This is a genomic window from Plantactinospora mayteni (assembly GCF_016862935.1).
Taxonomy (GTDB): domain Bacteria; phylum Actinomycetota; class Actinomycetes; order Mycobacteriales; family Micromonosporaceae; genus Plantactinospora; species Plantactinospora mayteni.
In genome coordinates this window covers 1-26600 of sequence record NZ_BONX01000082.1, presented here as the reverse complement: position 1 = coordinate 26600, position 26600 = coordinate 1, and the positions used below count along the sequence as shown (strand labels likewise).

Below are 26600 nucleotides of genomic sequence, written 5' to 3'. Positions count from 1 at the left end.
CGCTGAGGATCGCCGCCGAGCGCGCCGCCCGGCGGTCCGTGGCCGCGCTCGCCGACATCGTCGCGGAACTGGCCGAGGAGGCCGGCCGGCTCGACGCGCTCGACATCCCGGGCGATCCGGCCAGTAGACTCCAGGCGGTCTTCTCCTGGTCCTACCGGGCGCTGCCGCCCGACGCGGCCCGGATGTTTCGTCTCCTCGGTCTGCACCCGAGCGGCGACTACAGCACGTACGCGGCGGCGAGCCTGGCCGGGGTCGACGCCGCCGCCGCAGTACGGATGCTCGAGGTGTCGTCCAGCGCTTGCCTGGTCGAGTACGTCGATTCGCACCGTTACCAGATGCACGACCTGCTCCGTCTATACGCCCGCCGGCTCGCCGATACCGAGGACGGCCCGGTCGCGCACGCGGCCCGGACAAGGTTGTTCCACTGGTACCTCGACACCACCTACCAGGCCGTCGATCTGCTGTATCCGGCGATGCTGCGGCTACCCAGGCTGGACGCCGCCCCCGTCGCGATCGGTCCTCGGCTGCTCAACGGAAACGACGGGCTGGCCTGGTTGGAGGCGGAGCGGTACAACCTCGTCGCCATCGTCTGCCGTGCCGGCACGGCGGACTCGGCGGAGCACCGCCACTTCGCCTGGCGGCTGGCGGACGCGCTGCGCGGCTTCTTCTGGCTGCGGAAATACCACGACGACTGGCTGACGGCGGTGGGTGCCGGGTTGGCCGCAGCGCAGCTCGATCGGGACGTCCCGGCGCAGGCGGCGATGCACCATGGGCTGGCCACCGTGTACCTGAGTCTCAGCCAGTACGAACCCGCCGTGGCGCAGTTCGAGCGGGCCCGCGACCTCAGCCGGCAGGCGGGATGGGCCGAGGCACAGGCGGCGGCGCTGGGTAACCTCGGCATCGTGCACCGGCATCGCGGCCAGCTCGACCAGGCTGCGGAATACCACGCACAGGCGCTGACGATCGTGCGTGGCATCGGTGCGCGCATCCGGGAGGCCGAGGTGCTCGGCAACCTCGGCAACGTCCACTACGAGCTGGGCCGGCTCCGCCTAGCCGCCGAACACTGCGGTCAGGCACTGGCCATCCACGAGCGCGACAGTGCCCGGTACGGGGAGGCGATCGACCTGAGCCTGCTCGGGCTGATCCACCTCGACCTCGGTGAGCTGGACCGGGCCCGGGGATATCTGGAACGGGCGCTGGCCCACTACCGCGCCACCGGTGCCCGGGACATGGAGGGGGCGGCGTACGCCAGCCTGGCCAAGCTCTCCTGCGTGCGTGGTGAACATCAGAGCGCCGAACGGTTCGGCCGGCAGGCCCTGCGGCTCGCCCAAGACACCGACAGCCAGGGTACGGAGATCGACGCCCACCTGGCCATCGGCGCCGCCTCCCTCGGATCGGGCCGGTTCGACCAGGCCATCGAGCACCACCTGCGCGCAGCCGACATCGCCGGCCAGAACGGCTACCGGCGTGGCGAGGTCGAGGCGCTGATCGAACTCGCCGGTGCGCGGGCCGCGCTGGGCCAACTCGCCGACGCCGCCGACCTGGCGGTCCGAGCGGCCGACATCGCCCGTGGCGCGGGTTACCGCGTTCTGCGCGGCCGGGCGCTGACCGCGCTCGCCACCGTCCGGCTCGCACAGTCAGCCGCCGATGCCGCCGGGGCGCACGCCGAGGAGGCGCTGACGATCCACGTCCAGACCGGTTACCGGCTGGGCGAGGCACGTACGCTGGCGCTGCTCGGCGAGGTGCATGCCGGTACGCCCAGGGCCGAAGCGTACCTCCGCCGTGCTGATGAGCTGTTCGCCGAGATCGGGACGACGGGATGACGCGCTCGGCCTGAAAGTTCGAATATTCGGTTCCGGCTAGGCGTGAACCGTTCGAAAACTCGACCGCAGGCCCTGACATACGACTTTGACCGCTGCGGGATCGATGGCTTGGGGCCTGTTCGGCCCGGACACCGCCTGGGGCGCGAATCGATGTCGTCGCCAGATGCAGGGCCGGGGCCGGGTGATCACCCTGGTGTCGAGAGCGCGTGCCGGGCTTTCTCCACCGCCTACGCCAAGGCGATTCGCCGCCCCCTGCCAGCAACGATCCAGGCGCGGACGGGTGCCACCTGTGGCGCAACCTCGCCGGGGCCGTCCGCAAGGGGCGCCGCCCACACTGCGTGCTGGGTGAGGGGGCCGGCCTACCACCGCGAGCGGTGGCGGCAGGTCCGCGACCTACTCGACAAGGGCGTCGGCTTGTTGAAATGTGCCCGTCAGCTCAACGTCGGCCTGAACACCGTCAAGCGGTACGTCCGCAAATGTGAGCCCGACCGTGGGACCCGCAATGGCGAACCTGGATCGCGGACACCTGCATCAGCACGGACGGCAATCGGCGGCATGAGAACATCTCACTCGTCCCGAAGGGTGGCCGCCGGGCGAGAGCCGCAGCGGGCAATCGCAGCACTCACCCGGATTGGATCGTCGACATGCCCGTGCCGGGCCTCGTCGGCCGGGTCGGATACGTGACACGTCGTGATGTCGGCGATGCCTACATTAAGCGGCGGTGCAAGGTGTCGCCATAACTGGACTACGCCGGAAACCGCTCGAACCGGCTGCGGCCGCCGTCACCGCCGCGCCGCGTCACTTCCTTCTCTGCTCATCGATTTGGCGCCGCCGGTCGAGGCGTGGCAGGGGCAGTAGACCTCTCACGGGAGCGCTACCGACCCTGGCACCGGACGCACCAACAAACTCATTGCCCTGTATACCCTGGCGCCCCGCGGCGTGTACGCCGAGCCGCCACACGGATCAGGTCGGCCCCTGGAGGGCCGACGTCAGCCTTCACCGCCATCTCGCAGAGCACCCCCAGGCAACAGTCGCAATGGTGATCGGCCCGAAGGGCCGACGTCAGCCGGTAGTCCCGGACGTGGGTACCCCAGGCGAGGGCCTCGTCGGAATGGTGGTCGGCCCGAAGGGCCGACGTCAGCGGTGCGCCGGGCCGGGTTGGAGTGGCTGCGGGTGTCGTCGCAATGGTGGTCGGCCCGAAGGGCCGACGTCAGGCTGGGTGAACTGCGGCGCCTCGCCGTGGAGCTGCTTGTCGCAATGGTGGTCGGCCCGAAGGGCCGACGTCAGTGTGCAGGTTGGGATCGCCGGTCCGACTGTCGTGATGGCGGTCGCAATGGTGGTCGGTCCGAAGGGCCGACGTCAGTCTTCGACGCGGGCGGTGATCCGGCGGGCCTGGCCGTCGCAATGGTGGTCGGTCCGAAGGGCCGACGTCAGAACTTCCACTTTCCCAGCTTGCGCGGCACGGTCCCGTCGTCGCAATGGTGGTCGGCCCCGAAGGGTCGACGTCAGAGTTCGTGAGCTGCGGACATAGTTCTTCGTCGGGGTGGTAGCCGGGCTACTAGAGCCTGGTTCGCCCTATCTGGCCACGGTTTGCTGGTTGGGAACCTTCCTGGTAAGTCGCAGGAGCTTGAGGTTCCCAACCGGGCGGACAAATTCGGGCTTTTCAGGTGTCAAGGAACGGTTTGGCTTCTGGCGCGGAGGGAGGAGGCGTCGACGGCGTGGGCCTCTTGTCGGGAAGGTGGGGGTCAGTCGGTAGTGAGAATGGGGGTGGGGGTGAGGACGCCGGCCGATTTTCGTCCTTCGATGGGTTGGCGGGTGGCGGCGGCTACTGCGAAGACGCCGAGTGGTGGCCAGGGTCTGCGGTCCAGGGTGATCCCTTGGGGGGTATGTCTTGGTCGTAGTTGGGGGTGTTCGAGGAGTGTTTGGATGCCGTGGGTGTCGAGGGGTTGCCGCCAGAGGGGCCAGATCATCACGGGTTGTCGTTGGCCGGGGATGGTGTGCCAGCAACTTGCCGTACTCGCCGCCTTCGTCGTCGGCGCGGCGGCATCCGGCTTTGTGCTCGCCCCGCCGGGTCTAGCGGGCCGGCACGCCCAGCGAGGTGGCCCAGCGCCGCCTCCCGGCCGACACAACTACGGCAGGGCGATCGCAATCGACGACCACTCCGGCGCCCTCATACGGCAGGCGGCTATCCCATCGTGAGCGACCTGTCGTGCCCGCTTCGACGGATGCTCGCTGGCCCGCTCGGCGTCGACCTGGTTCGGTCCGGCCCAGTTCAGTCAGCGCAGAGCGCATCGTACGAGGGATCGCTCGCGGGTATGTGTTCGCCGAACGCTGCACCTCGCGGTCGTCGCCAGCGCTTTGTCAGTAGGCCGTGCCGAGGTGCGAAGAGCCAGGATGTCAGGAAGGCGGCGGTGGCGACCAGGACGATGGTGCCGCCGACCGGGGTGTCGTAGCTCCAGGAGAGGTAGAGTCCGAGGACCGCTGATGCGCCGCCGGTGATCGGGGCGAGCAGCATCATCGCGCCCAGTCGGTCGGTGAGCAGCCGGGCGGTCGCGGCCGGGATGATCAGCAGGGCCAGGACGAGGATGTTGCCGATGGTCTGTAGGGAGATCACCACGGCCAGGGTTACGAGGACGTAGAGCACGATGTCGAGCCAGAAGACGGGCAGGCCGATGGCCCGGGACATCTCCCGGTCGAGGCTGACCGCCACCAGTTCCTTGTGCAGGGCGAGCATCAGGCCGAGGGTGAGCAACCCGGTACCGCCCACCAGGTACAAATCCCGGTCCGGGATGCCGGTGATCGAGCCGAAGAGGAACTGTTGCAGCGAGCCGGCGTAGCCGGGCGCCTGCGAGATGATCACGATCCCGAGGGCGAACGTGGCGACCAGGAAAACGCCGATCAGGGAGTCCTCCTTGAGCCGCCGGTTCTGCGCGAAGACAGCGATCATCAGCGCGGTGGCGACGCCGGCGACCGCGCCGCCGAGGACCAGACTGCCCTGTAGGACGAAGGCGACCGCGAGGCCGGGGAAGACCGCGTGCGCGACGGCGTCGCCGATGAAGGCCATTCCGCGGAGTACGACGTAGCAGCCGACGACGCCGCAGACCACGCTGGACATCACCGCGATCGCCAGCGCCTTGGGCAGGAAGGCAAGGTCGGGGTTGAACAGGTCGGTGAGAAAGTCGGTGATCGACAAGCTAGGCCGCCTTCACGAGTTTGAGCAGCGCGGACTGGTCGCTGACGCCGAAGGTCCGCTTCCAGACCTCGGGGTCGCGCAGCTCGGTCGGGCGGCCTTCGGCGGTGACCCGGCCGTTGAGCAGCACCAGCCGGGTACTCGACTGCAATGCGGCGACCAGGTCGTGGGTGGTCATCAGCAGCGCCCGGCCCTCCTGGGCGAGGCTGCTGAACAGGTCGCCCAGCAGTTCCTGGGTGGGCAGGTCCAGGCCGGTGAACGGTTCGTCGAGGAGCAGGATCCGCGGCGACAGCGCGAGAGCCCGGGCCACCAGGACCCGCTGCCGCTGGCCGCCGGAGAGTTCACCGACCGGCCGGTTACGCAGTCCGGCCAGCCGTACCCGGTCGAGCGCCTCCCCCACCGCGTGCCAGTCCGCTACGCGGGGCCGGCGCAGCAGCCCGAGCCGTCCCGTCCGGCCGGTCAGCACGGTCTGCTCGACCGAGATCGGAAAATCCCAGCTGAACTCGTGGCGCTGCGGCACGTAGCCGATCGGGGTACGTCCGCGTCGGGCGGGCTCGCCGTCGACGCGGATCTGTCCGCTCCGGGTGCTGACCAGGCCGAGGATCGCCCGCAGCAGTGTGGTCTTTCCCGCGCCGTTCGGTCCGAGTAACCCGACCAGCTCGCCCGACTCGACGTGGAGTCGTACGTCCCGCAGCACCGGCCGGCCACCGAGGTCCACGTTCAGGTCGGCGATGTCGAGCGCCCTCACGACCGACTCCCCGAGGTCGGATCTTCATCGGCCAGACCGGCCGCTGACCGTTCGCCTCGCTCGCGCTCGGCCCGGCGCTTGGCGCTGCCGCCGCTGACCTGTACCCAGACCAGGGCGACGACGAGCAGCGCCGCTACTCCGACGAGCAGGGCGATCAGAGCTGTCCTGTCACCATCGGAACGGTTCGGTGCGGCGCCGTCGCCGCCTGAGGCCGGCTGGACCGCCGGCCCGGATGGGATGTCAGCGGTCGCGGTGAACGCCTCGTCGGTGCTGGTCGCATCGCCCACGGCGATCCGTAGCAGCCTGGTGTCGGCGACCTGCTTTCCGCTGGTCAGGTCGGCCGAGACCTGGATGGCCACCAGGTAGACGCCTGGCCGGGTGAAGACCCAGTTGGCGTGGGTGTGGGTGTTCACCTCCACCCAGAGCGGCTGGGGTTTCGGTTCGGCGGAGCGCCACAGCACCTGCGGCGCGGCGAAGTTACCCGACTGGAGGTACACCGTCATCGCGCCCGGTCCGCGGACGCCGAGCAGGGTGAGCGTCACGCCACGGTCGATGTCCCGCATTACCCGAGGGTCCTGGGTGTTCCATCCGATCCAGACCACGTCCGGCTGTTGCGTCTGCGGCACCACGTACACCCGCTCACCGGCGTCGACGTCGAGGAAGGTGTACGCCGGATCGTCCGGAACGGTCTGGCGGGCGGCGTCGGAGACCTGCAGGACGGTCTGGTCGGTGCTGCGCCAGACCGGCCGCTGCGCGTCGTCGTGGATCAGCAGCGTCCACCGGTCGTCGACGTACCGGGGGCCGACGTCCACGTGCCCGGCCTTCAACACCGCCCGGTCGGTGGCGAGCGGCTGGTCCGGGGCGATCGACTGGTCCAGCCCCGGCGTGGGCTCCGTGGCCGTAGCGGGGGTCGCGGGCGTGGTCAGTACCAGCAGCGCGGCGACCACCGCACCGCATCGGACGGCGACCCTCGCCGTCCCGCGCCGCCTCGATCGCGCCGGTGCGCCGATCACTGTCGCCTCCCGTTGTTCGGCCTGGCCAGGCAGTCCCGCAGCGATTCCGCGTTGAACCGCATCATCTGTACATACGTCCGCACGTCGCCGCCGAAGCTGTCCCCGTAGATCTCGCAGATCCGTAGGCCCTGCTCGCCTGCGACCTCGGTCAGCGTCGTCGAGCGGGCCGCCAGGTTGGGTTCGAGGAACACGGCGCGGATGTCCAGGTTGCGGATCGTCTCGGTGAGTCGGCGCCGGTCGGCGAGGCTCGGCTCGGTGGCCGGGTTCGGGGTCACGAATCCGGAGATCTGCACGCCGTAGGCGTCACCCAGGTAGCCGAACGCGTCGTGGGTGGTGACCAGGTGCCGCTGCGACTCCGGTATCTGGGCGATGGTGTCCCGGACGTAGGTGTCGAGCCGCTCCAGTTCGGCGATGTAGTCGGTGGCATGGGTCCGGTATTCGCCGGCGCCGTCAGGGTCGATCCCGATCAGGGTGTCCCGGATCAGTTCGACGTAGGCGATGGCGTTGCGGACGTTCTGCCACAGGTGCGGGTCGATCTCGCCGTGCACGTGCTTGCCGAGGACCGCCTGGGGTAGTTGGTGGACCTGGCTGCCGGGGCGGCCCAGGAACCGGAACTTGCGGTCGCCGGGCACCTCCAGCAGCGCCTTGTTCGGCACCTCGATCACCGTCGTCGCCGGGTCGTACACCCGCTGGTCGGCCTCACCGCCGCCCTCCGGGTCGGCGAGCAGGTACAGCCGCCGCTGGTCGAGGTCGACGGTGAGATCGGCGTGCCCCGAGTTCAGCACCGCCGCGCCGGTCATTGCCGGCACCGAGTGCGGGTCCACCCCGACTGCGAAGGTGAAGGTCTGTTCCCTGACCGGAACGGGTTTCGCCTCGGGCGTGACCGCGATCTGCGCCCGCATGGTCAGCCGGTAGACGCCCGGCTTGGTGAACGCCCAGCTCATGTGGGTGTGCGCGTCCGGTGGCAGTAGGGCGGTGTCGTCCTTGAACCCGTTCGCCGGGTCGAACCCGTCGGCGGAGTTGACGTAGAACGACGGGTTGCCGAACGACTCGGTCAGGTAGGCCGCCAGGCTGCCCGGCCCGGCGACGCCGGTGGCGCTGAGCAGGATGTCCGAGGAGCGGTTCGCGCCGTCGGCCGTACCGGTGCCCCGGACCCGCATGCCCAACCAGATGGTGTCGAGCGAGACGTCCTCGACCATTGGGATGATCTCGGCGGCGTACTTCACCGCCCCTTCGGCGAGTGAGATGTTCGGTACGCCGGTGCGGAGGTTGGCGTCCAGCGTCTTGATGATCGCGTGCTCCTCCAGCAGGAGGTAGTTGCTGAACGCCACGTCGGCGTAGACCACGTTGCGGACATCGCGCAGCGAGGGTTCATAGCTGTGCGGGTCGGCGCCGTCCGGCACCAGGGAGCTGACCGTGACCCGGTCGCCGCCGACCTGGCGTACCAGGTCCTGCAGGATCCCGGTGGTGGTGACGACCTGCACCCGCTCGTCGTGCCCGCTCAGCATCTCGGTCGACCGGCAACCGCTGACGAGGAGCGCCACAAGCACCGTCAGCGCGACCACCCGCATCCGGTGCCCGGTCAGCGGCACGGCCGCGCTGCCGGGAAGCCGCCGCACGGCAGGCATTCGCACTACCTCCCCACCTGTCACGGACATGCGTCTGTCGTCCCCAGCAGGCGGGCGACGATTCGGTTTCCTGGCCGCGGCCAGCGCCACGAACCGCCAGCACAGTAGCATGAAAATGGGAACGGTTATCAACTGACTCTAGGGTCAGCCCTGGAACCGGCGGGGGTCCGCGCATCCAACAACCGGGCACATCGCCCCGGGCCCCAGCATGCGGGACCGTCACGGCATACCCAGAGCAGAATTACTCTCGTCGAGAGTTGCGCACACACACCGTTAGAACGAAAATGGGTGTCACGATCGTTTCGGTTTCAGAGTTGAGGAGGGTCATGTCTCTCGCTGTTCCCCCCGCCCTGTTGGAGGCCGCCGAACGAGGCCCGGTGGACGACGCGGCGTTCGTCGCCTGTGTCCGTGAGTCGCTGCCGTACGCGTGGCAGACGGTCAGCCACGTGGTAGCCGACCTGAACGCCTCCGACGACGACTTCGCCGACAACGTCATCCCGCCGCCGAGCGAGGCCGAGCGCGGACAACTGCTGCGTGCGCTGGCCAGTGACGCCATCCGAGCCGGGTTGGAGCGGCACTTCGGCGTCCGGCTCGCCTTCCAGAACTGCCACCGGGTGGCCGCGTTCCGCCCCGCCGCGGTCGACTCCGACGCCTACCGTCGCTTCGTGTCCGCCCGCGGCCAGCTACTCAACCAGTCGCCCGAGCTGCGTGACTGCTGATCCGCCTGAGGCCGTCCGGCGGGCGGAGCAGGTGGCAGCCCATCTGTTCCTGCTCGCCGGGCAGCATCCCGGCACGACGGCGGCCGAGTCCCTGGCGGCGGCACACTGGTACGGCCTGGCGGCGGAACGGTACGGCTACGCCGGGGTGTGGATCGCCGAGCACCACTTCACCTCGTACGGCGCCTGCCCCTCGGCTCCGGCGTTCGCCGCGCACCTGCTCGGCGCCACTCGACGCGTGACGGTCGGCACCGCGGCCTGCATCCTCTCCAATCGCCACCCGGTGGCGCTGGCCGAGGAGGCGGTCCTGCTCGACGAACTCTCCGGTGGACGGTTCGCCCTCGGCGTCGCCCGGGGCGGGCCGTGGGTCGACCTGGAGGTCTTCGGCACCGGGCTGGACCGGTACACCGATGGCTTCGCCGAGTCGGTCGACCTGCTGACGTCCTGGTTGCAGGGCGACGAGTACATCGCCGGCAGCGGCCGTTTCCCGTTCCGTCCGGTCCGTGTGGTGCCCCGGCCCCGCCGACAGATCCCGGTCTGGATCGCCGCCACCTCCGTCCCGACCGTCGAGTTGGCCGCCCGGCGCGGGCTCCCGCTGCTGCTCGGCATGCACGCGACCAACCCGGAGAAGGCGGAGCTGCTCGACCGGTACGCCCAGGTCGCGGCGGCGCACGGCCACCGGCCGGCGAGCGCCGCGCACGCGAGCGCCCACCTGGCCCACGTCGCCGACACCGACGCCGAGGCGGAGGGCGCCGTGCGGGCCGCGCTGCCGGGGCTGCTGGCCGGCACCGACGAGTACGTCCGCATCGACGGCTCGTCGTCACCTCGGCCGGAGCGGAGCCGTTATGTCGACACGCTCCTGGACATTCATCCGGTCGGCGGTCCTGCCCGCTGCCGGCAGCGGATCGCCGAAGCGGCTGCGGTTCCCGGGGTACGGCATCTGCTGTTGATGGTCGAGGCCGCCGGCGGTCGGCAGACCACCCTCGACAACATCGCCCGGCTCGCCTCCGAGGTGCTCGACCTGACCGCCCCGAACCCGCCCCTGGACGACTCCGTCGATGGCCGGGTCCGGCGTCCTGTCCCGACGCGGTGACCGGGGCTGCCCAGCGTACATCGGGTCCGAGCCCACGAGGGCAAGGACGACGATCTCGACCCGCGACGCCACCGACGACACGGCCGGTGCGACGTCCCAATGGTGTGGGACGTCGCACCGGCTGATCGTTTCCGACGGTGATCTGCCCGCGCCGGAGGCGCGGACTAGGCGAGGACCTCGAAGGTGAAGGTCCTGGATCCGGAGCTGACGGTGGCTCCGGTCGTCGCGAGCGTGCCGGTCACCTGGAAGGTGACGGCATAGGTGCCCGCCGCGTCGAAGCCCCAGTTGACGTGGGCGTGGGAGTTGTGGTTGACGTTCAGGTTGTCCGGCAGCCCGTTTCCACTGTCGAACAGCACGGTCGGCGACCCCAGCGAGGTGGTGTAGATGCTGAATCCGGCGGGTCCGCTGACGCTGGTGAGCCGGAACGTCACCCGGTTGTTCTGGAAGACCCCGCTGGGCACCTCGGTGGTGTTCCAGCCGGCCCAGAGCAGTCCGCTCGTGTTGGCCTGCGGGAGGATCCAGGCTTGCCCGCCGGTGCCGAGGAACGACCAGGCGGATCCGCTGGGCACGCTGACCTTCGCGGCGGCCGGCACCCGGAACACGACATCGGCGGGGTCACGCTCGACGTCGGTGGGTCCGGTCCCGTCGAGCACGTTGACCACCAGTGCGCCGGAGGCGTAGTCGACGTCGATGATGTCGACATGGCCGCTGGTCAGCACGACCGGGGCCGCCTGGGCGGGCACCGCCGTCCCGCCGAGCAGCGCGCCGGCCAGGATCAGGCCGGCCAGCCCTCCGCTGCGCAGACTCATTCGCTTGCCTCTCACAGGTCCTTCCTTTCTGGTCATGGCTTCACGGCGAAGCGCAGGTTGACGGTTTCGGAACTGATCCGCTGGCCGGAGGCGACGAGCCTGGCGGTCGCCTTGACCTTCACGGTGTAGGTGCCCGGCTGGTCGAAGGCCCAGTTGGCGTGCAGGTGGTCCCCGACGCTCAGCCCGATCGCGTCCGGAGTCCCGTCGCCGCTGTCGACCAGCACGTTCGGCTGCCCGACGGCGTCCTCGGTAAAGACGGCCAACTGGCCGGGCCCGACGACCCGTACCAAGGTGAGCGTGACGGTGTCACCGGAGAACACTCCGGCCTCCAGTTCCTCGGTGGACAGGCCGGGCCAGAGCAGGCTTTCGTTCTGTGCCTCGGGCAGGATCCAGACCGGGACGCCGGCAGCGCCGAGGAACCCGAACGCGGGGTCGGCCGGGACGGTCGTCTGGGCCTCGCGCTTGACCTTGAACAGCACGTCGTCCGGTTCACGCTCGACGCCGGGCTCGACGGTCTCGTCGTGCACGCCGATTTCGAGGGCGCCGTCCTCGTACTCGACGTCGACCACGTCGACATGGCCGGCGGCGAGCACGACGCGGGACGCGGTGGCCACCTGAGCCTGAGCCGGCATCGCCGAGACGACCACCGCGGCGGCGATGGCGCCCACTACGAGCAGGCTGCGGGAGGTACTGCGCACGGAGAACTCCTTTCCACGATCCCCGACGGACCGCTTGTTGAAAACGATAGTCGTTTCGGTGTGCTCGGGGAAGTGGGCGAGCGTGACAACATCAACGCCCGAAGTCCTATCCGGACAGCAGATGGGACCCCGGGCGCCGAATGGCCACCGACACGACTCCGCGCCGCCGGCCGCACCGACCGCTACGCGCCGTTCTCGTGAACCTGCCCAGGGCCGCTCAGGCGACGTCGCCTGGTCAGGTAGACCAGCAGCACCCCGACGGCTACCAGGAGCGCGCCGCCGAAGCTGGCCGGGACCACCCACGATTCACCGGTACGCGGTAGCCCGCCGTTTCCGTTGCCCGAGCCGTCGCCGGACCCATCACCGGATCCGCCGCCGAAGCCGCTGCCCGGGTCCGTACTGTCACCGACCGCGACCGTCAGGGTCCTGGTGTCGGTGACCGCCTTGCCGGCGCTGGTGGTGCCGCTCATCTGCACCTGCAGGCGGTACAGTCCCGGCTTGCTGAACCCCCAGTTGCCGTGGGCGTGCGTGTTGGGCGGGATGTTCAGCTGCTGCGGCAGGTTCTTGGCCGAGTCGAACAGCACGTCGGCGTTGCCGAACGAGCCGGTCAGGAAGAGTACGAACCTCCCGGGGCCGTCGACGCCCTTGAGCGTCCAGGCCACGTTGCCCTGGACCGCCCCGACGATCGACTCGTGCTGGGTGTTCCAGCCGGGCCAGACGATCCCGGACTGCTGCGCCTGTGGCAACAGCCAGACCGTGTCGCCCTCCTTGCCGAGGAAGTCGGCCCCGGCCGGCACCGTGGTCTTGGCCTTGTCCTTGACGTGCAGGACCACGTCGGTCAGATCCCGCCACACCGGCGGGCTGACCGTGTCGTCCTTGAGCCGGATCGTCCATGTGCCTCCGGTCAGCTGCGGCCCCATGTCGACGTGCCCGTCCGAGATGACCTTGCGGGTGCCGGTCGTCGCGGCGGCGACCTTTGGAGGCGGCGCCTGCGCGGGTGCGTTCAGCGCTGGTGGGTCGCCTCGGCGTGCCGCCGGTGGCTCCGCCATCGGCTGCGGCAGGGTCTTCGCCATGTCGGCCGGTCCGGCCGGGGACGGCGGGGCCGCCGGTGGTCCCGGCGTGATCGGTGGGACGCTCACCCGGTAGGTCGCCTCGGTGCTCACTCGCTGGCCGGAGGGCAGTGTCGCCGACGCGACAAGGGTGACCCGGTAGTCGCCGGCGGTGTCGAACGCCCAGAGCACCGCCGGGGTCCGGGTCGCGGTGGGCAGCGCGGCATGACCGGCGATGTCGCTGCCGAACAGCGGTGTGACCGCACCGAGGCCGGACAATCGGTAGGCGGTGAACCGGCCGGGACCGTCGGCGGCACGCAACGACACCGTGATCTGGTCCCCCCGCACCGCCCCACGGTTCACGCCGGTGGTGTCGAAGCTGGGGAAGGCGGTGCCCGTGGCGGCGAGCAGCCACACCGGCTGGCCGGGCGTGCCGAGGAACGAGAAGCGGCTGTCGGCCGGCACCCGGCCGGACACCCCGTGCTCCGGTCCCAGGACGACGTCGGCCGGATCGTGTCCGGGGACTCCCCGGCCGACCTGGGCGGCGTCACGTATCCGCAGGGACAGTTTGCCGTCGACGAGTGAGACGGACATCAGGTCGGCACCGTCGGCGCTGACCGGCGCCGGGGCGGCTCGTGCGGGTGCGACTCCGGCGACCAGCGCCAGTACGGCCACCGCGAGGCCGGCGGCAACCGCTCGCACACTGGGAAATCTCATCATCCTCCTTTGCTGGCATGCGACATTCTCAAGATCACGCCCAGCGCGGCGGTGCGGCGCGGGGCAGCGGGCGGGTCGGCTACTCATCTCTCGGGGTCCCCTGATGAGTCCTCTGACGACCGCGTCGCGTCGGAAGCGGCGCCGGCAGTCCGGACGTTCTGCCGGTTGCGCGCCCCGTCGGCGGAGCCGTCCGCGAGGTCTTCCGCAGCCTCGACGCGTCCCTGTTCCCGGGCCGCGGCGACAGCTTGGGCGAGGTCCCGAGCCGTGCGTCGCCGTCGGCGTCGGCGCAGCGTCACCAGGCCCCAGCCCCCGCCGATCGTCAGGGCGACGAGCAGCAATTGGCTCCACGGCACGGCCCAGACCGCCCTGCTGTCGGCCACGGAGACCGGCGGAGGGTCGATCACCTGGCCGTCGACCGTCACCGGGGTGACGGTGGTGATGGCGGTCAGTCGGAACAGCGGCGGCACCCCGGACAGTCGGACGCTCACCCGTACCGCGTTGCCGGGCAGGATTTCCGGCAGCGGGCCGCCGGTGGCGGTCCGGGCCGCGAGCCCGAACGGGCCGGTGGCCCGCAGCGTCGGCTGGCCGCCGAGCCGGACGTTGCCGGTGTTCCGGAGCATGGCGGTCGCGGTCAGCTCGCCGCCGGTGATCGGGTTGTACGAGCCTCGATGCCGTACCCGGAGGTCTTCCAGGGTCAGCGCGGGTCGCAGCTCGCCGGTTACCCGGAGGTAGACGCGGGTGCCGACCCGGTGGTCGACCGAGACCTGGTTGCCCTGGGCGTCGGTGCCGGTGGCGGCGAGTGAGGCGACGATGCCGCCGGTGTGGTCGCCCGGCGTGGCATTGGCCGGCACGGTCAGGGTGAACGGCAGGTCCATCCGGGAGGTCGCCGGCACGGTCAGGGTCCGGGTGGTGAGTCGGACCCAGGCGCCGACGTCGACCGGCTTCTCCCGGCCGGCGAGCAGGTCGAAGCCGCCTTGGGCGGTGGTGAAGGCGTCGCTGGCGTAGACGGTCAGGGTGACCGGTCCGGCGGAGTGGTTGGTGACCGCGACGTAGTCGGTGACGCTGGCACCGGGGTCGAGTTTGTAGCGCAACGAGTCCCTGCCGTCCGGTCCCTTCGGACTCGACGGCGTCACGCCCCAGGTGAGCGGGGACTTGGCGGGCGGGGATGCGGTCGTGGCGGGACTGGGAGCGGCGGACGCGGCCGGGGTCGGCGCGGCGGGGGTCGGCGTCGGGGCGGCCACGGCCGCCGGTGGGGCCAGGCCGATCAGGACGACGCCGACGGCGGTGACGGCTGGCAGTCGCATGGCGGGGTCGTGGATTCCGTTCGTAGATTTGTCGTGGGTCTTCGTCGCGACCGCGACCGAGGGGTGGACGAGCGCATGCAGACGGACCGCTCGCTCCACCCCACGGCCGGGTCGCTACCCGGTGCAGGCGGTTCGGAGGGCGTGATCGGGATCGAGCCGCCCCGACCGGGCAATCAGGTGACGGTCAGATCGCCGTCAGGGTGAGGGTCGAGGTGTACGTACCCGCGGCGGTTTCGGTCGGCAGGCTCAACTGCAGCGCGGCGGAGAGCTGCGCGGTACCCCGGCCGGCGCCGTCCGGTGCCGAGCCGAGCACGCTGCTGGCACCGAGCCCGCCCCCGGAGGCCGGGCTGACCGCCGGACCGGCGATGACACCCTGCCCGGTCCCCTGGCTGAGGATCCGCGGCGTCCAGCCGAGCCGGTCGGCGCCGAACGTCGCCCCGTCCGGACCGGTGAAGTTCTCCGGAATCTGCCCGGAGACGTTCCAACCCGGGCTGCCGGTACGGGTGTCGGTGACAGTCACCGGCCGCAGTTCGCCGGTGCTCTCCCATCGGTCGCCGCCGGCGTTGAGCCGGGCCGGCGGCAGCACGACAGCGCGGTCGTCCGGGTCGACGCTGACCACCAATCCGCCCTGGGTACCGTCGATCGAGGCGGTGATCGTCTGCGACGCGCCTGGAGTCGACGGTGCCGTGGCGACTCGCAACGTGACCGGCGGGCTGCTGGCCACGACGTTGTGATCGGAGTCGTAGAGCCGGACGAGGTACTGGCAGTCGTCGAGTTCGCGGGTCGCGGTGAACGAGTAGCCGGCACCGGCCTCGCCGGAGATCACCGTCCAGTCCTCGGCGCCCTGGCACCTGTGGAACCAGTGGTAGTGGTCCAGTTCGGACTGCGGCGTCTGGACGGCGGTCAGCGTCGCCGTCTCGCCCGGCTGATACTCCCCGGCGAGGCCGGTGATACTCAGCTCGGTCGGCGGTGTCGGGTCCGGCAGGTCGCCCACCACGAACGAGTAGTCCACCGGTCCGGTGCTGACCGTGCCGCCGCCGGCCAACGTCGCGTCGGCCTGGAAGGTCAGGGTGTAACTGCCGAGCGCGCTGAACGCCCAGTTCGCGTGCGCGTGGGTGTGCACCGGCACGTCGATCGCGTCCGGCAGCCCATCGTCGCTGCGGAACTTGACGATCGGCCCACCGAACACGTCCTGGGTGAACACGTTCACCACCCCCGGACCCTGTACGTCGAGCAGGCTCAGCCGCACCTGGTTGCCGGTGAAGACACCGGACGCGAGCGTCGTGGTGTTCCAGCCCGGCCAGAGCAGATCCGGGTCCTGGGTCATCGGCAACAGCCAGATCGGCGTCCCCGCCGGCCCGAGGAAGGCGAACCGGTCGTCGTCCGGCACCGGCATCTCCGCACCCGGCAACACCTGGAACGTGACGTCGGCCGGATCCCGGATCACCGACGGCTCGATCGTGTCGTCGTGCACCTTCAACGACAACGCGCCGTCCTCATAATGCACGTCGACCGCGTCGGTATGCCCCTTCGCCAGCACCACCCTCTCCGCCGCGGAGGCGGTTGCCGGCGCCAGCAGCGTGCCGGCGACCACCGCCCCCACCGTGACCAGGACCCCGACAATCCGGGGCCGCGATCTCACAATCATCATGCTCCTCTCCCCACAGCCGAGCGCGTCCGCGCACGGCAGCTCTTCGCCTCGGTTCGCGCCACTCGGGCGCTTCCGCGACACCTCCGCCGCTGGCTTCGTGCTCACCAGGACGCCTTGCGGACGCCGGGCAGTTCGCCGCGCAGCGCCAGCTCCCGGAACCGGATCCGGGACAACCCGAACCGGCCCAACACGCCACGGGGTCGTCCGTCGAGCTGGTCGCGGGAACGCAGCCGTACCGGACTGGAGTCCCGGGGCAGCATCCTGAGCCGACGCATCGCGTCGGCGCGTACCGCCGGGTCGGTTTCCGGCGCCGTGATGACCCGCTTCAGCTCGGCCCGGGGTGCGGCGTACCGGCGGACCAGATCCGCCCGGCGGGCCTGCCGGTCGACCAGGCCGCGCCGCGCCATCAGCGCTCCTCGCGGAAGTCGACGTGCCGGCGCAGCACCGGGTCGAACTTGCGCAGGACGAGGCGGTCCGGGTTGTTGCGGCGGTTCTTCCGGGTAACGTACGTGTAGCCGGTGCCGCCCGTACTGCGCAGCTTGACGACCGGCCGCAGGTCGGTACGGCGGGCCATCAGACCCGCACCCCTCGGGCCCGGACCCCGGCCACGACCCGCTCGATTCCCTCGCGGTCCACCGTACGCATCGCCTTCGCGGTGAGGTGCAGGGTGACCCAACGCCGCTCCGAGGCGAGCCAGTAACGGTGGCGTTGCAGGTTGGGATTCCAACGTCGGCGGGTACGGCGATGGGAGTGGGACACGGCGTTGCCGAAGCTCGGCTGCGCCCCGCTGACCTCGCATCGTCTGGACACGGATACCTCCTTCAGATTCGGAAACTGTAACGGAAGTCGTTTTCGTTTTCACATTAGCCGTCCGGTCGGCGCGGCGTCACCTCGGGCACCACCGCCACGGTGACGTCGTCGCTCAGCCGGTAGCCGACGCCGCGCAGCGTGGCGACCAGCGGGACATCGGGTCCGACCTTGGCCCGCAGTCGCCTGACGTGTACGTCGACGGTGCGTTGACCGAACTGCGTGTGACCCCACACCTCATGGAGGAGTTGCATTCGGGTGAAGACCCTGCGCGGATGCTGGGCGAGATGCCATAGGAGGTCGAACTCCCGGCGGGTGAGCGGGATCTCCTCCTCATCCCAGAGGAGGGTCCGGGAGTCGAGCAGCATCCGAAGCATCCACGACTCCGGAGCATCCGTTCGCCCGACGACGACCTGGGGCGCCCACGCGAGGCGCGAGAAGGATTCGACGAGTCGGGCGACGTCGGGGTTCACCGGCCCCCGCCCGGCAAGAAGCCGGACGGAGACCAGCAGGTGGGGGCCGTCCGCGACGTGCGGAGCATCCACCGTCGAGCCGGCGGCCGGGCGCGAGGAAGTCACCCAAGCATAATGACAACCATTTTCATTCTTGTCGAGAGGCGTCGGGCATGGGCCGGGACATGCCGGGCGGCGCGCCTCCGAGATATCGGGCGGCTATCTCAGGCCAGAGCCGGCCCGCCTGCCGGCCAGCACGGGTGCAGGGATCAGTCGTCGACGGTGGCGGCGACCCATCACGAATCCGGGTCGATGCGTGCGCTGAGATCATCCCGGTGCGGTCGTTGTCTCAGATGTGACGCCGACGATCGCGGTTGGGCTGGGCTGATCGGTGCCGCTGACAACCATCGCAGCGGCGGTGGCCGGAGCCGGACAGGGCGCATATCGGCCGGCGTTCCAGGCCCTGACCGTCACAGTCGTCGGCGAAGGGATGGCGCCAGCGGGCCACGGCCGCCATCACCTCGCCGGTTCGGGTCACCATCCTGGTCGCACCCACACCGACCGCGCCGCTGGCCACCGTCTTCGACGCCGGCGCCGCTATTCGGCAGCGGCCTGCTCCGGCCGATCACTGGCCTGCTACCGCCGGCGAAAGCACCGGCACCGCAGGCCGGACAGTCCCGCGGCTCCTCATTCGTCGAGTTTGCTGCGGGTTACGCAGGGCTCGCCGACACCCTGGTTCCTCGCCGGCCCGGGCCGCTGACCGCCGTCGTCGCCGCGCTCGCCGCGGCTGTCCCCGACGTCTGGGGCTTTGGCCGCCGACGCCCAGAATCGACCGTGGTGGTCTGACCCGGGTCCGTGTCCCGAGCCCGCCGGCATCCGCGCCCGTCCCTGCCGACCCTAGACGACGGCGCGCACGGCATGCGGGCGCGCGGCTAGACGGTGCGCAGGTCCAGGCTGTGCCGCAGGTACAGATCCTGGGTACCGGTCGACCACCAGAGCACGCCGCCGCGGTAGCCGATGTTGGCGGCGGCGGGACTGACCTCGACCGTCCTGCGGGCGGCGATGTCGTAGACCAGCAGCCGCACGTTGCCGGTCAGGCCCGCGTTGCCGCCGGTCTCCGCGTACACGTCGAAGCGGTCCAGTGCGCCGACGTCGGGGACCGCTGTCTCCACCGGGCCCTCGGCGACCTTGTGACGGTCGCCGCCGTCGGGATTCATCAGATCGATGCGGTAGCCGTCGCCGGTCAACGAGACGACGCGGCACCAGCGTGGACTGCAGTTCGTCACCGCTCTCCGGTTCGGCGACACCGCGACGTCCCGGCCGGTCACGACGTTTCTCAGCATGGTCGAGCCCGACGTGGAGGTGGCGCCGTCGACCAGCCAGGGCCACGCCGAGAGCTGCCACGTGCCCGTCTCGGCGGTGGTCTGCACCCGGCCGCCGGTCAGCGCGACCGAGCGCACCTCGGTCACGTCGTTGTTGGCGGTGGCTACCCAGCGCACCCGGTCGTCCGCGATCATCAGGTCGTACTCGGACTGGTAGAAGCGGGCGTCGCCGGTATCGGCCGTCAACTCCCGTGGCGGTCGTCCATCGCGGAGGTTGACCGCCCATAGCTGGAGACTGCGATCTCCATTGCCTTCGGCCCAGACCACCACGTCACCGCTGACGGTGACCGCCGGGAACGACGGGGAGCCGCGAGTTGGCAACTGCCGCAACTGCCGCAGCGACCCGTCGGCCTGGCGGACCAGCAGCCGCAGGGAGGCACCGTCACGGCTTCGCGCGGTGCCGATCGACGTGCTGGCATCGAGAAACCAGGCCGGGGTGTAGGCGGTGCCGTCGGGCAGATCAGCGGAAACACTCCCGCGTTGCGCGTGCGGCCAGGCGAGCGCCACCGACACCGGCACGGCGGACCGCGGATCACTGGGCGGGGCCAGCAGCAGCACGCCACTCGCCGCGACAGCGGCGGCCAGGCTCAGCAGTGTCCTCGCCCGTCCGGGCACGCCGACGGGCGGTCTTCTCGACAAGCCCACCTCCCGGCGACCTGCATGGGCCGTACCGGCCACTCGGCATGGTGACCGACACACTGTAATCGGCCGACCTGGGCCGCATCCGGGTGGTCCCTCGTCCTGGTGGGTGGCGCCCCGCTTGCCTGGTCACACCGGCCACGGGTGCCATCGTGCTGCCGCCGCCCCCTGTCGCCCTCCTACGGAACAAGGTCCGAGATCCGATCGGCGCCAACCGCCCGACGTCTTGGGGCAATCGCCTCTTCGTCGGCGACTGTCCTGGCTGCGGTCGTCGGCGCAGGGCTCGGGCGACCGCGATACTGTGCGGGTGGACAGCCAGATGGAATGTTCGAGATGAGCCGTGTCGCTCCGCTGCCCACGACAGCCACCGGGCGGAAGGTGGGCAGTCGGCCGGTCAGCGGGCTGGCCGCCCTGGTCGTCGCGGTCGCGGCCGTCGGCGTGCTGGTCTGGCGCCCGCCACCTCCCGAGGCCGCGCCCACCGCTTCGCTGCTGCCCCAGGCGGCGGAGGTCTGGCCGAACGCCCGCCGCGCGACTATCAACGCCATTCTGCCTGACGGCGCCCAGTATCAGCCGGCGCACGTTCTTGACGCGACGGCCTCGATCGGCACGGCGCCCGAGCCAGGCGGCGGCACCCACCTGCGGCTGCTGCACCGCGCCTCCGGTGGCCACCTGCGCGAACTGCGCCGTCTGCCTACCGTCGACGAGCCGGAGTTCGCCGCCATCGCCGTCGATGCGGGCAGGGTCGTCTGGGCCGAGTCGACCATCGACGCCAGCGGCCGCGCACACACCGAGATGTGGGCCGCCGACCTCGCCGGAGACCGGCCGGCCCGCCGGTTAACCGCGGACACCGGCCAGTTCATCTATCTCGGCTCCGAGTACGACCTCGCTGTCCAGGACGGCTGGCTGCACTGGGCCGCGATATCACCCGGCCGGGAGACGGACACGGAGCTACGCACAGTATCCCTCGACGGTGGCCCGGTGACCGTCGAGGCGCGGCCCGGCGACTGGGAACTCTCCCGCTGGCCCTATCTGACCAGCGTCGGCAGCGGTGGGCCGGTCCGGTTGCACGACGTGGTCGCGCGGCGGACGACGCAGGTCGCCGCTGCCGCCGACGAAGTGGTCGCGTGCAGCCCAAGCTGGTGCCGGCTACTCGTCACCGCCCCGGACGGGCAGCCGCAGAACGTTCTGGTTCGTCCGGACGGCGGCGACCGTCAGATCGTCGCGCCGGGCACCGCGTCGCCGTCCGTCGTCGACGTGGCCGCACTCGATCGCTTTGAAGTGCTCAGCGAGGGCACCGCCGAGGATCCCGACCGGAGCAGCCGAGTCCTCTACCTCTACGACGTCGCGCAGCGACGCACTGTCGAGATCGCGCGGGGCGTCGGCACGGTGCAGTCCCGCGGCGGCTTCCTGTGGTGGTCAACGGTCGCCGGCCCGGAGACTATCTGGCACACCCTCGACATGAGAACGATCTAGGTCCGATTCTCGGTCGAGCCGATGGCCGACGACGACAGCTTGCCTGGCGTGTCACGGGCTCGGCCAGATCCTGGCGCTCATACTGACTGGCGGGAACGTCAACGACCGCGTTCGATGCGCCGTCGCGTGCACGAACCCTACTGCTCGTACGGCTGCTTCGGCGGATCGATCCGCTGCCACGACTCCACCTGAACGTAAGGGATGTCGACGTCACTCACCGAATCCTTGCCGAGCTGTGGGGTGTACCGTCCGACCACCTCGACCCAACTGTCCGGCGGCAGACCATTCGGCACATCACCCGACATGCCGAGCTTGATCGGCCGGCCGTCGGCTGCGCAGCAGGACAACATCATCCGGGCCAGAATCGGTTCGCCATCCGGTCCGGGCGCGATGAAGCCGGTGAGCTGCACCCGCCGGTCACGAAGCGTGTTGCCCTCGTCGAAGACGGCCCGCGCGGCATAGTCGAGCAGACCGACCTGGACCGGGTCACCCGCCGGCAACGGCGGATAGATTTCGGCCTCCTGATTGGCCAGCACCGTCCCGGACTGCCCAACCGCGTACGCGCCGAGCGCCGGTGGCGACACCAGCAGCAACCCGAGGGCGGGCAGGATCAGCAGCCACCCCACCCGGGGCTCGTGATGCCCGTGCCCGTCATCGGCCGCCCCATCTCCGGATACGGCGCCGCCCGGCCCGTGGTCGTGGTCGTGGTCGGCGGATCCGCCGCCCACGGCGTCGCGGCGCCGCAGATCGTGTACGAGCGTCATCACCGCGGCGACCACCAACAGCGCACCGGCGGCGATCAGGAACGGCCGCAGCCCCTCCTTGACGTACCGCAGATAGACGTCGGTGAGACTGGCCTTGAGCACCGACCCGCCGAGGAGAAGCAGGACCACCGCCTGCGCCTGCCGGTTCACCGGAAACCTCCGAACCGACCACCGCTCACCGTGTGATCTCCGGTCACCACAGAACCGCCCCCACTCCCACCGCGACCAGCACCGCGACGACGAACGTCGTCGGCGCGAACCGGGCCGCGAACCGGCGGCCGAAAACACCGGTCTGCATCGAGATCAACTTCAAGTCGACCATCGGGCCGACCACCAGGAACGCCAGCCGAGCCGTGAGCGAGAACTGCGACAGCGAGGCGGCCACGAAGGCATCGGCCTCCGAGCAGATCGACAACAGCACCGCCAACACGGCGAGCGCCAGCACCGAGAGCACCGGATTGTCGGCCAACGTCTGCAGCCAGCGCTCAGGCACCAGCACGTTGATGCAGGCCGCGGCCATCGCGCCGAGTACCAGGAACCCACCGGCGTGCACGATGTCGTGCCGTGCCGCCGCCCAGAACGCCCGGCCCTTCGACAGGTCGTCCAGCTCAGGGCGACGCGGCAGCCGGATCCAGTCGGCCCGACCCAGCCGCAGCCAGAGCCAGCCCATCACCATCGCAACCACCAGGCTGGCCATCCCCCGCCCGACCACCATCTCCGGATTGTTCGGAAAGGCGACCGCAGTGGCCGCCAGCACGACCGGGTTGATCGCCGGCGCGGCGAGCAGGAACGCCAGCGCGGCGGCCGGGGTCACACCACGCCGGATCAGCGACCCGGCAATCGGCACCGCACCACACTCGCAGCCGGGCAGCACCACGCCCGCCGCGCTCGCCACCGGCACGGCCAGCGCCGGATGCCGGGGCAGCGCCCGCGCCCAGAACGACCGGGGCACGAAGACCGCGATCACCGCAGAGAGCAGCACCCCGAAGACCAGGAAGGGCACCGCCTGCACCATCACCGAGACGAAGACCGTCGTCCAGGTCTGCAACCGCGGAGTGGAGATCAGCGCCGCCACCGGTTCCCGGAACATGATCAGTACGATCAACAGCAGGGCAAGGACCTCGACCGAGCCGACCCGATCCCCGAACGGACGCCGCCAGGAGCGGGCCGGCCGGCCGGACTCAACACCTTGGTCAGGGCCCTCGGAGTCGACAGACTGGCCGCGCTCGTCTGCCGACGCACCGCCCGGCTCTAGATCACTCACCGGAACGACCGGGTCGATGGTTTCTCCCGACCGGGCACGCCCAGCGCCTACTCGGTCCGGTACGGTCACGGCGACGACCTTCCTCTGACGGGAAAAACCGGGGCGGTCACTCTAACCCGAGGCGCAGTATCCAACGCCACACCCGCCCATCCGAGCCCCAACTCGTCGCCAGGTGCGGCGTCCGAGCAGAGGACGCGTCGGTACGAACAGGACCACTTCCCCGTGCGCCGCCGACCGTACGGATGCCATCGGCTCTCCCCGTCCGACCTGTCCGGATCGTGGCGGTCTCCATCCCTCCAGCGAATCCCTCTCCTGCTCGTCGAGAGCCGGGCGAGCGGCACGAGTGCCAACTTGGTCACGAATCGCGTGGAGCGGGCCGCCTACTACTTGCCCTCCGGAGCACCGTCGGCGGTCAACGCGCCCTGCCCCGGCACCGCGGGCAGGAAGACGTGGGCGTGTCCGTGTCCGGCGTCGATGTTGAGGACATCCAGTTGCGTGGCCGCCGTCGACCAGGTGGCGACCGCCACATCCCGCTGACGCCCGGCCAGCTCCAACAGTGACGATCGGCTGACGTCCGGCGCGGCCAGCGCGGCCGCGTACGTATCGACCGCAAGGTCGAGTGCCCGCACGGCCGCCGCCAAGCCGGAACGGGCGATGTTGACGCCAGTGCCGGCCGACGGTGGATCGGCGAAGCCCTCGACGGCCGCGCTGGTCGCCGTCTGCCAGCCGGTCACCGCGGTCCGGGTCGCGGGCGGACCGGGCGACGCGCCCGCTGTCGGCACCGAAGCAGCGAGCCCGTCGAGGACAGGAACGAGGCTTTGCTGAACTTTCCTGGCCTGCGCGGTGAGATCGACGATCTGCGCGTTGTCTCGGCGGGCCTCTTCGGCACGCAACTGCGCCACCTGGTCACCAACCGGCGCGCCGTCGCCGCCCGCCGTCACGGCGCCGATCGGACCAGCAAGCAGCGCCCCGAGCGCGAACGCCAAGACAAGCATGGCCAGCCGGCGACCGGCGGATGTCGAGGCAGCCGGAGTGGACCCGCGCGGTCCGGAGCGCAACTTGTTTCGGTTACTCATCGCTCTCCTCTGGGTCTGGTGGGGCCGGCCACCGCCGCCAGCCGCCCCGCGGGTGCGGTTAGAGCTTGTCACCTTCGGATACGGAGCCGTTCCCGTCAAGACAACCGACCTGCGGTTGATCTGGCGGGACCGTCGTCGCCAGGCAACTCGGCCTCTGCGCCAGCAGCAGCGGAATAGGAAGCGCTGCTCGCGGGCCGCTGGGCGGACCTCTGTAACGACTGACGTCCGCTCCGCTCGTAGGGAACCGCAACCGACCAGGAGCTTTCGCGGACGGGCGCGGCCAGGCTACGGCCCCGGCCAGCTCGGGTGCTAAAGACCTATCGGGCATGGGAGCGACATCGACCTCGTCCTCATGCTCAAGATGCCGTTCGCGTCGAACATCGAGACCCTCGACAAAGCCGGCATGGACAACTTCAGGAGACGCCACCAGTGCGGCTGGCCTCTATGGCTGGGAGGAGTTTGGGGGTGACCGTGCGATCATCGGCGATCCTCAGGCGACTCACGCGTAGCGGACGTGGAAGGGCTGCCGCGCTACAGAGGTTGAAAGTTTGACGTCTGTCGGTGTGACGTAGGTCGATGGTGGGTAGGTCGGGGTGATGAGGTATCCGGCTGGTGGTGGTATGAACCGGGCCGCTCGTGTCCGCCGGCAGGTCGTGCGAGAACAGGCTGCGGAGATGTTCGCGCGGGCCAGACCGACCGTGGAGATCGCGGCTGAGTTGCGGGTGTCGGAGAAATCGGTGCGGGAGTGGCGTCGGAGGTGGACGGCTGGTGGGGCGGCGGCGTTGGCGTCGACCGGGCCGGGTGGCATGGACTGCAAACTGGACGGTGAGCAGCGGAGGCAGCTCGCGGGGGCGTTGGACGCCGGTCCGGTCGCGCACGGGTGGACCGATCAGCGGTGGACTCTGGCCCGGGTGGCGGAGCTGATCGAGCGGCTGTTCGGCGTGGTCTACACGCTGCGTGGGGTGTCCTATCTGCTGCACCGGATGGGCTACAGCCCGCAGATGCCGGCCCGGCGGGCGGTCGAGCGCGACGAAACGGCGATCACGACGTGGCGACGCCGGAGGTGGCCGGCGGTAAAAGGCTAGTGCTGTGACCGGGAACGTTGGCCGGGTTGGGTGACACGCCGGTCAGCGTTCCCGGGTTGGCTGTGGTCGGCGAGTCAGGCTGTCGGGATGGCAGAACCTGTTCGGGCTCGCCGGCTCAGTGATGACGAGGGCCGGCGATTACAGCAGATCGTGCGGCGTGGGACGGGTTCTCCGATCCGATTGCGGCGGGCGATGGTCATCATGGCCTCGGCCAGCGGTAACACCGTCCCGGCGATCGCCCGCCTGGTGCAGGGCGACGAAGACGCGATCCGGGAAGTGATCCACCGCTTCAACGAGATGGGTCTGGCCTGCCTGGACCCTCGGTGGGCGGGTGGCCGTCCCCGCCGGATCAGTGAAGACGACGAGGCACCCGACCACAAGCCCTCGACCAGCCGTTCACCCGTTGGAGCCTGAGGAAGCTCGCCGACTACCTGGCCCACAACCACGGCGTCCGCCGGGTGACGATCGGCCGGGAACGGCTACGGGAGTTCCTCCACAAACACCGGATCACCTTCCAGCGCACCAAGACGTCGAAGGAGACCAACGATCCTCAGGCGCAGGCGAAACTCGCCCGGATCGAGGAGGTCACCACCGCCTTCCCGGACCGGGTCTTCGCCTTCGACGAGTTCGGGCCACTGACCATCCGACCACACCCCGGCGCGTCTTGGACTGCGGAAGGGCACCCCGACCGGCTGCCCGCGAACTACCACAAACTGCACGGGGTCCGGCAACTCCACGCCTGCTACAGCGTCGGTGATGACACCCTCTGGGGCACTGTCCGGACCCGGAAGTCGGCGGCCAACACCCTCGCCGCGCTCAAATCGATCCGCGCCGCCCGCCCGGACGGGGCACCGATCTACGTCATCCTGGACAACCTCTCCGCGCACAAGGGCCACCGGATCAAGACCTGGGCCGCCACCAACCGGGTCGAGCTGTGCTTCACCCCGACGTACTCCTCCTGGGCGAACCCGATCGAGGCACACTTCGGCCCGCTACGCACCTTCGTCGTGGCCGGCTCGAACCACCCCAACCACACCGCCACGACCTGGGCCATCCACGCCTACCTCCGCTGGCGCAACGCCAACGCCCGCCACCCCGACATCCTCGCCGCCCAACGCCGCGAACGAGCCCGAATCCGCAGCGAACGCCAACACCGATGGGGCCAAACCACCACCCGAGCAGCTTGACCCAACCCGGCCAACGTTCCCGGTCACAGCAC

24 protein-coding genes and 1 pseudogene are annotated in these 26600 nt (G+C 70.2%); 7 read left to right on the top strand and 18 right to left on the bottom strand.

The window, feature by feature from the left end; genetic code table 11:
- Both Pma05_RS41120 and Pma05_RS43275 read left to right on the top strand, forming a co-directional pair.
- On the top strand, nt 1–1823 hold a 1823-nt coding region (locus Pma05_RS41120), incomplete at its 5' end, for a tetratricopeptide repeat protein (protein ID WP_203862955.1).
- A 150-nt stretch (nt 1824–1973) separates the two neighbouring features.
- Nucleotides 1974–2507, top strand: a complete 534-nt coding sequence (locus Pma05_RS43275) for a helix-turn-helix domain-containing protein (protein WP_239314173.1) — start codon at nt 1974–1976, stop codon at nt 2505–2507.
- A gap of 1061 nt (nt 2508–3568) precedes the next feature.
- Here Pma05_RS43275 and Pma05_RS44370 read toward each other — a convergent pair.
- From Pma05_RS44370 to Pma05_RS41095, 5 genes are all read right to left on the bottom strand, one after another.
- Entirely contained in the window at nt 3569–3952 is a 384-nt protein-coding gene (locus Pma05_RS44370; RefSeq protein ID WP_425567899.1) for a type I-G CRISPR-associated protein, Cas3-extension family, read from the bottom strand.
- Between the two features lie 143 nt (nt 3953–4095).
- Nucleotides 4096–5016 carry an anchored repeat-type ABC transporter permease subunit gene (locus Pma05_RS41110; RefSeq protein WP_203862953.1) on the bottom strand — a complete coding sequence of 307 codons (921 nt, stop codon included), beginning with the start codon at nt 5014–5016 and terminating at the stop codon, nt 4096–4098.
- 1 nt (nt 5017) lies between these two features.
- Nucleotides 5018–5731, bottom strand: coding sequence for an anchored repeat-type ABC transporter ATP-binding subunit (locus Pma05_RS41105; RefSeq protein ID WP_372441645.1), 714 nt, complete (start codon nt 5729–5731; stop codon nt 5018–5020).
- A 26-nt stretch (nt 5732–5757) separates the two neighbouring features.
- The gene (locus tag Pma05_RS41100; RefSeq protein ID WP_203862951.1) at nt 5758–6708 is read right to left on the bottom strand and encodes a choice-of-anchor M domain-containing protein; all 951 of its coding nucleotides are present in this window, start codon (nt 6706–6708) and stop codon (nt 5758–5760) included.
- Between the two features lie 62 nt (nt 6709–6770).
- On the bottom strand, nt 6771–8345 hold the full coding sequence (locus tag Pma05_RS41095; protein WP_203862960.1) for an anchored repeat ABC transporter, substrate-binding protein: 1575 nt from the start codon (nt 8343–8345) through the stop codon (nt 6771–6773).
- 383 nt (nt 8346–8728) lie between these two features.
- Between Pma05_RS41095 and Pma05_RS41090 the strand changes: the two genes are divergently transcribed.
- Together Pma05_RS41090 and Pma05_RS41085 are read left to right on the top strand one after the other, a co-directional pair.
- Nucleotides 8729–9121: an SCO5389 family protein gene (locus tag Pma05_RS41090; protein ID WP_203862950.1), complete on the top strand. Its 393-nt coding sequence runs from the start codon at nt 8729–8731 to the stop codon at nt 9119–9121.
- Between the two features lie 31 nt (nt 9122–9152).
- Nucleotides 9153–10211 (top strand): LLM class flavin-dependent oxidoreductase, encoded by a 1059-nt coding sequence (locus tag Pma05_RS41085; protein ID WP_203862949.1) that lies wholly within the window; start codon nt 9153–9155, stop codon nt 10209–10211.
- Between the two features lie 164 nt (nt 10212–10375).
- Here the strand turns inward: Pma05_RS41085 and Pma05_RS41080 are convergent, their stop codons facing one another.
- The 10 genes from Pma05_RS41080 to Pma05_RS41035 all read right to left on the bottom strand — a co-directional run bounded on the left by Pma05_RS41080 (nt 10376) and on the right by Pma05_RS41035 (nt 19719).
- Nucleotides 10376–11020 carry a choice-of-anchor M domain-containing protein gene (locus tag Pma05_RS41080; RefSeq protein WP_203862959.1) on the bottom strand — a complete coding sequence of 215 codons (645 nt, stop codon included), beginning with the start codon at nt 11018–11020 and terminating at the stop codon, nt 10376–10378.
- Between the two features lie 32 nt (nt 11021–11052).
- Nucleotides 11053–11718, bottom strand: coding sequence for a choice-of-anchor M domain-containing protein (locus tag Pma05_RS41075; protein ID WP_203862948.1), 666 nt, complete (start codon nt 11716–11718; stop codon nt 11053–11055).
- Nucleotides 11719–11900: 182 nt separating this feature from the next.
- Entirely contained in the window at nt 11901–13484 is a 1584-nt protein-coding gene (locus Pma05_RS41070) for a TIGR03773 family transporter-associated surface protein (protein ID WP_203862947.1), read from the bottom strand.
- A gap of 83 nt (nt 13485–13567) precedes the next feature.
- On the bottom strand, nt 13568–14788 hold the full coding sequence (locus Pma05_RS41065) for a WxL protein peptidoglycan domain-containing protein (RefSeq protein WP_203862946.1): 1221 nt from the start codon (nt 14786–14788) through the stop codon (nt 13568–13570).
- Nucleotides 14789–14972: 184 nt separating this feature from the next.
- Nucleotides 14973–16436: a choice-of-anchor M domain-containing protein gene (locus Pma05_RS41060; RefSeq protein ID WP_203862958.1), complete on the bottom strand. Its 1464-nt coding sequence runs from the start codon at nt 16434–16436 to the stop codon at nt 14973–14975.
- Nucleotides 16437–16540: 104 nt separating this feature from the next.
- Complete coding sequence (rpsN, locus tag Pma05_RS41055) at nt 16541–16846, bottom strand: 30S ribosomal protein S14 (protein WP_203862945.1); 306 nt, start codon at nt 16844–16846, stop codon at nt 16541–16543.
- Nucleotides 16846–17013 carry a 50S ribosomal protein L33 gene (gene rpmG, locus Pma05_RS41050; RefSeq protein ID WP_203862944.1) on the bottom strand — a complete coding sequence of 56 codons (168 nt, stop codon included), beginning with the start codon at nt 17011–17013 and terminating at the stop codon, nt 16846–16848. The genes rpsN and rpmG overlap by 1 nt, the downstream gene beginning before the upstream one ends.
- Nucleotides 17013–17249 carry a 50S ribosomal protein L28 gene (gene rpmB, locus Pma05_RS41045; RefSeq protein ID WP_203862943.1) on the bottom strand — a complete coding sequence of 79 codons (237 nt, stop codon included), beginning with the start codon at nt 17247–17249 and terminating at the stop codon, nt 17013–17015. Before rpmB ends, rpmG begins: the two co-directional genes overlap by 1 nt.
- A gap of 53 nt (nt 17250–17302) precedes the next feature.
- Nucleotides 17303–17824 (bottom strand): winged helix-turn-helix domain-containing protein, encoded by a 522-nt coding sequence (locus Pma05_RS43270; RefSeq protein WP_239314172.1) that lies wholly within the window; start codon nt 17822–17824, stop codon nt 17303–17305.
- 806 nt (nt 17825–18630) lie between these two features.
- On the bottom strand, nt 18631–19719 hold the full coding sequence (locus Pma05_RS41035) for a hypothetical protein (RefSeq protein ID WP_239314171.1): 1089 nt from the start codon (nt 19717–19719) through the stop codon (nt 18631–18633).
- A 333-nt stretch (nt 19720–20052) separates the two neighbouring features.
- Between Pma05_RS41035 and Pma05_RS41030 the strand changes: the two genes are divergently transcribed.
- Nucleotides 20053–21192, top strand: a complete 1140-nt coding sequence (locus Pma05_RS41030) for a hypothetical protein (RefSeq protein WP_203862942.1) — start codon at nt 20053–20055, stop codon at nt 21190–21192.
- A gap of 137 nt (nt 21193–21329) precedes the next feature.
- Here the strand turns inward: Pma05_RS41030 and Pma05_RS41025 are convergent, their stop codons facing one another.
- From Pma05_RS41025 to Pma05_RS41015, 3 genes are all read right to left on the bottom strand, one after another.
- The gene (locus tag Pma05_RS41025; RefSeq protein WP_203862941.1) at nt 21330–22106 is read right to left on the bottom strand and encodes a TIGR03943 family putative permease subunit; all 777 of its coding nucleotides are present in this window, start codon (nt 22104–22106) and stop codon (nt 21330–21332) included.
- Between the two features lie 43 nt (nt 22107–22149).
- Complete coding sequence (locus Pma05_RS41020; RefSeq protein ID WP_372441644.1) at nt 22150–23220, bottom strand: permease; 1071 nt, start codon at nt 23218–23220, stop codon at nt 22150–22152.
- Nucleotides 23221–23603: 383 nt separating this feature from the next.
- Nucleotides 23604–24206, bottom strand: a complete 603-nt coding sequence (locus Pma05_RS41015; protein WP_203862939.1) for a hypothetical protein — start codon at nt 24204–24206, stop codon at nt 23604–23606.
- Nucleotides 24207–24892: 686 nt separating this feature from the next.
- On the opposite strand from Pma05_RS41015, the gene Pma05_RS41010 reads away from it, so the two are divergent.
- Both Pma05_RS41010 and Pma05_RS41005 read left to right on the top strand, forming a co-directional pair.
- Nucleotides 24893–25381, top strand: coding sequence for a winged helix-turn-helix domain-containing protein (locus tag Pma05_RS41010; protein ID WP_307837040.1), 489 nt, complete (start codon nt 24893–24895; stop codon nt 25379–25381).
- 87 nt (nt 25382–25468) lie between these two features.
- Nucleotides 25469–26568, top strand: a pseudogene (locus Pma05_RS41005) (IS630 family transposase).
- Nucleotides 26569–26600: the final 32 nt, after the last annotated feature.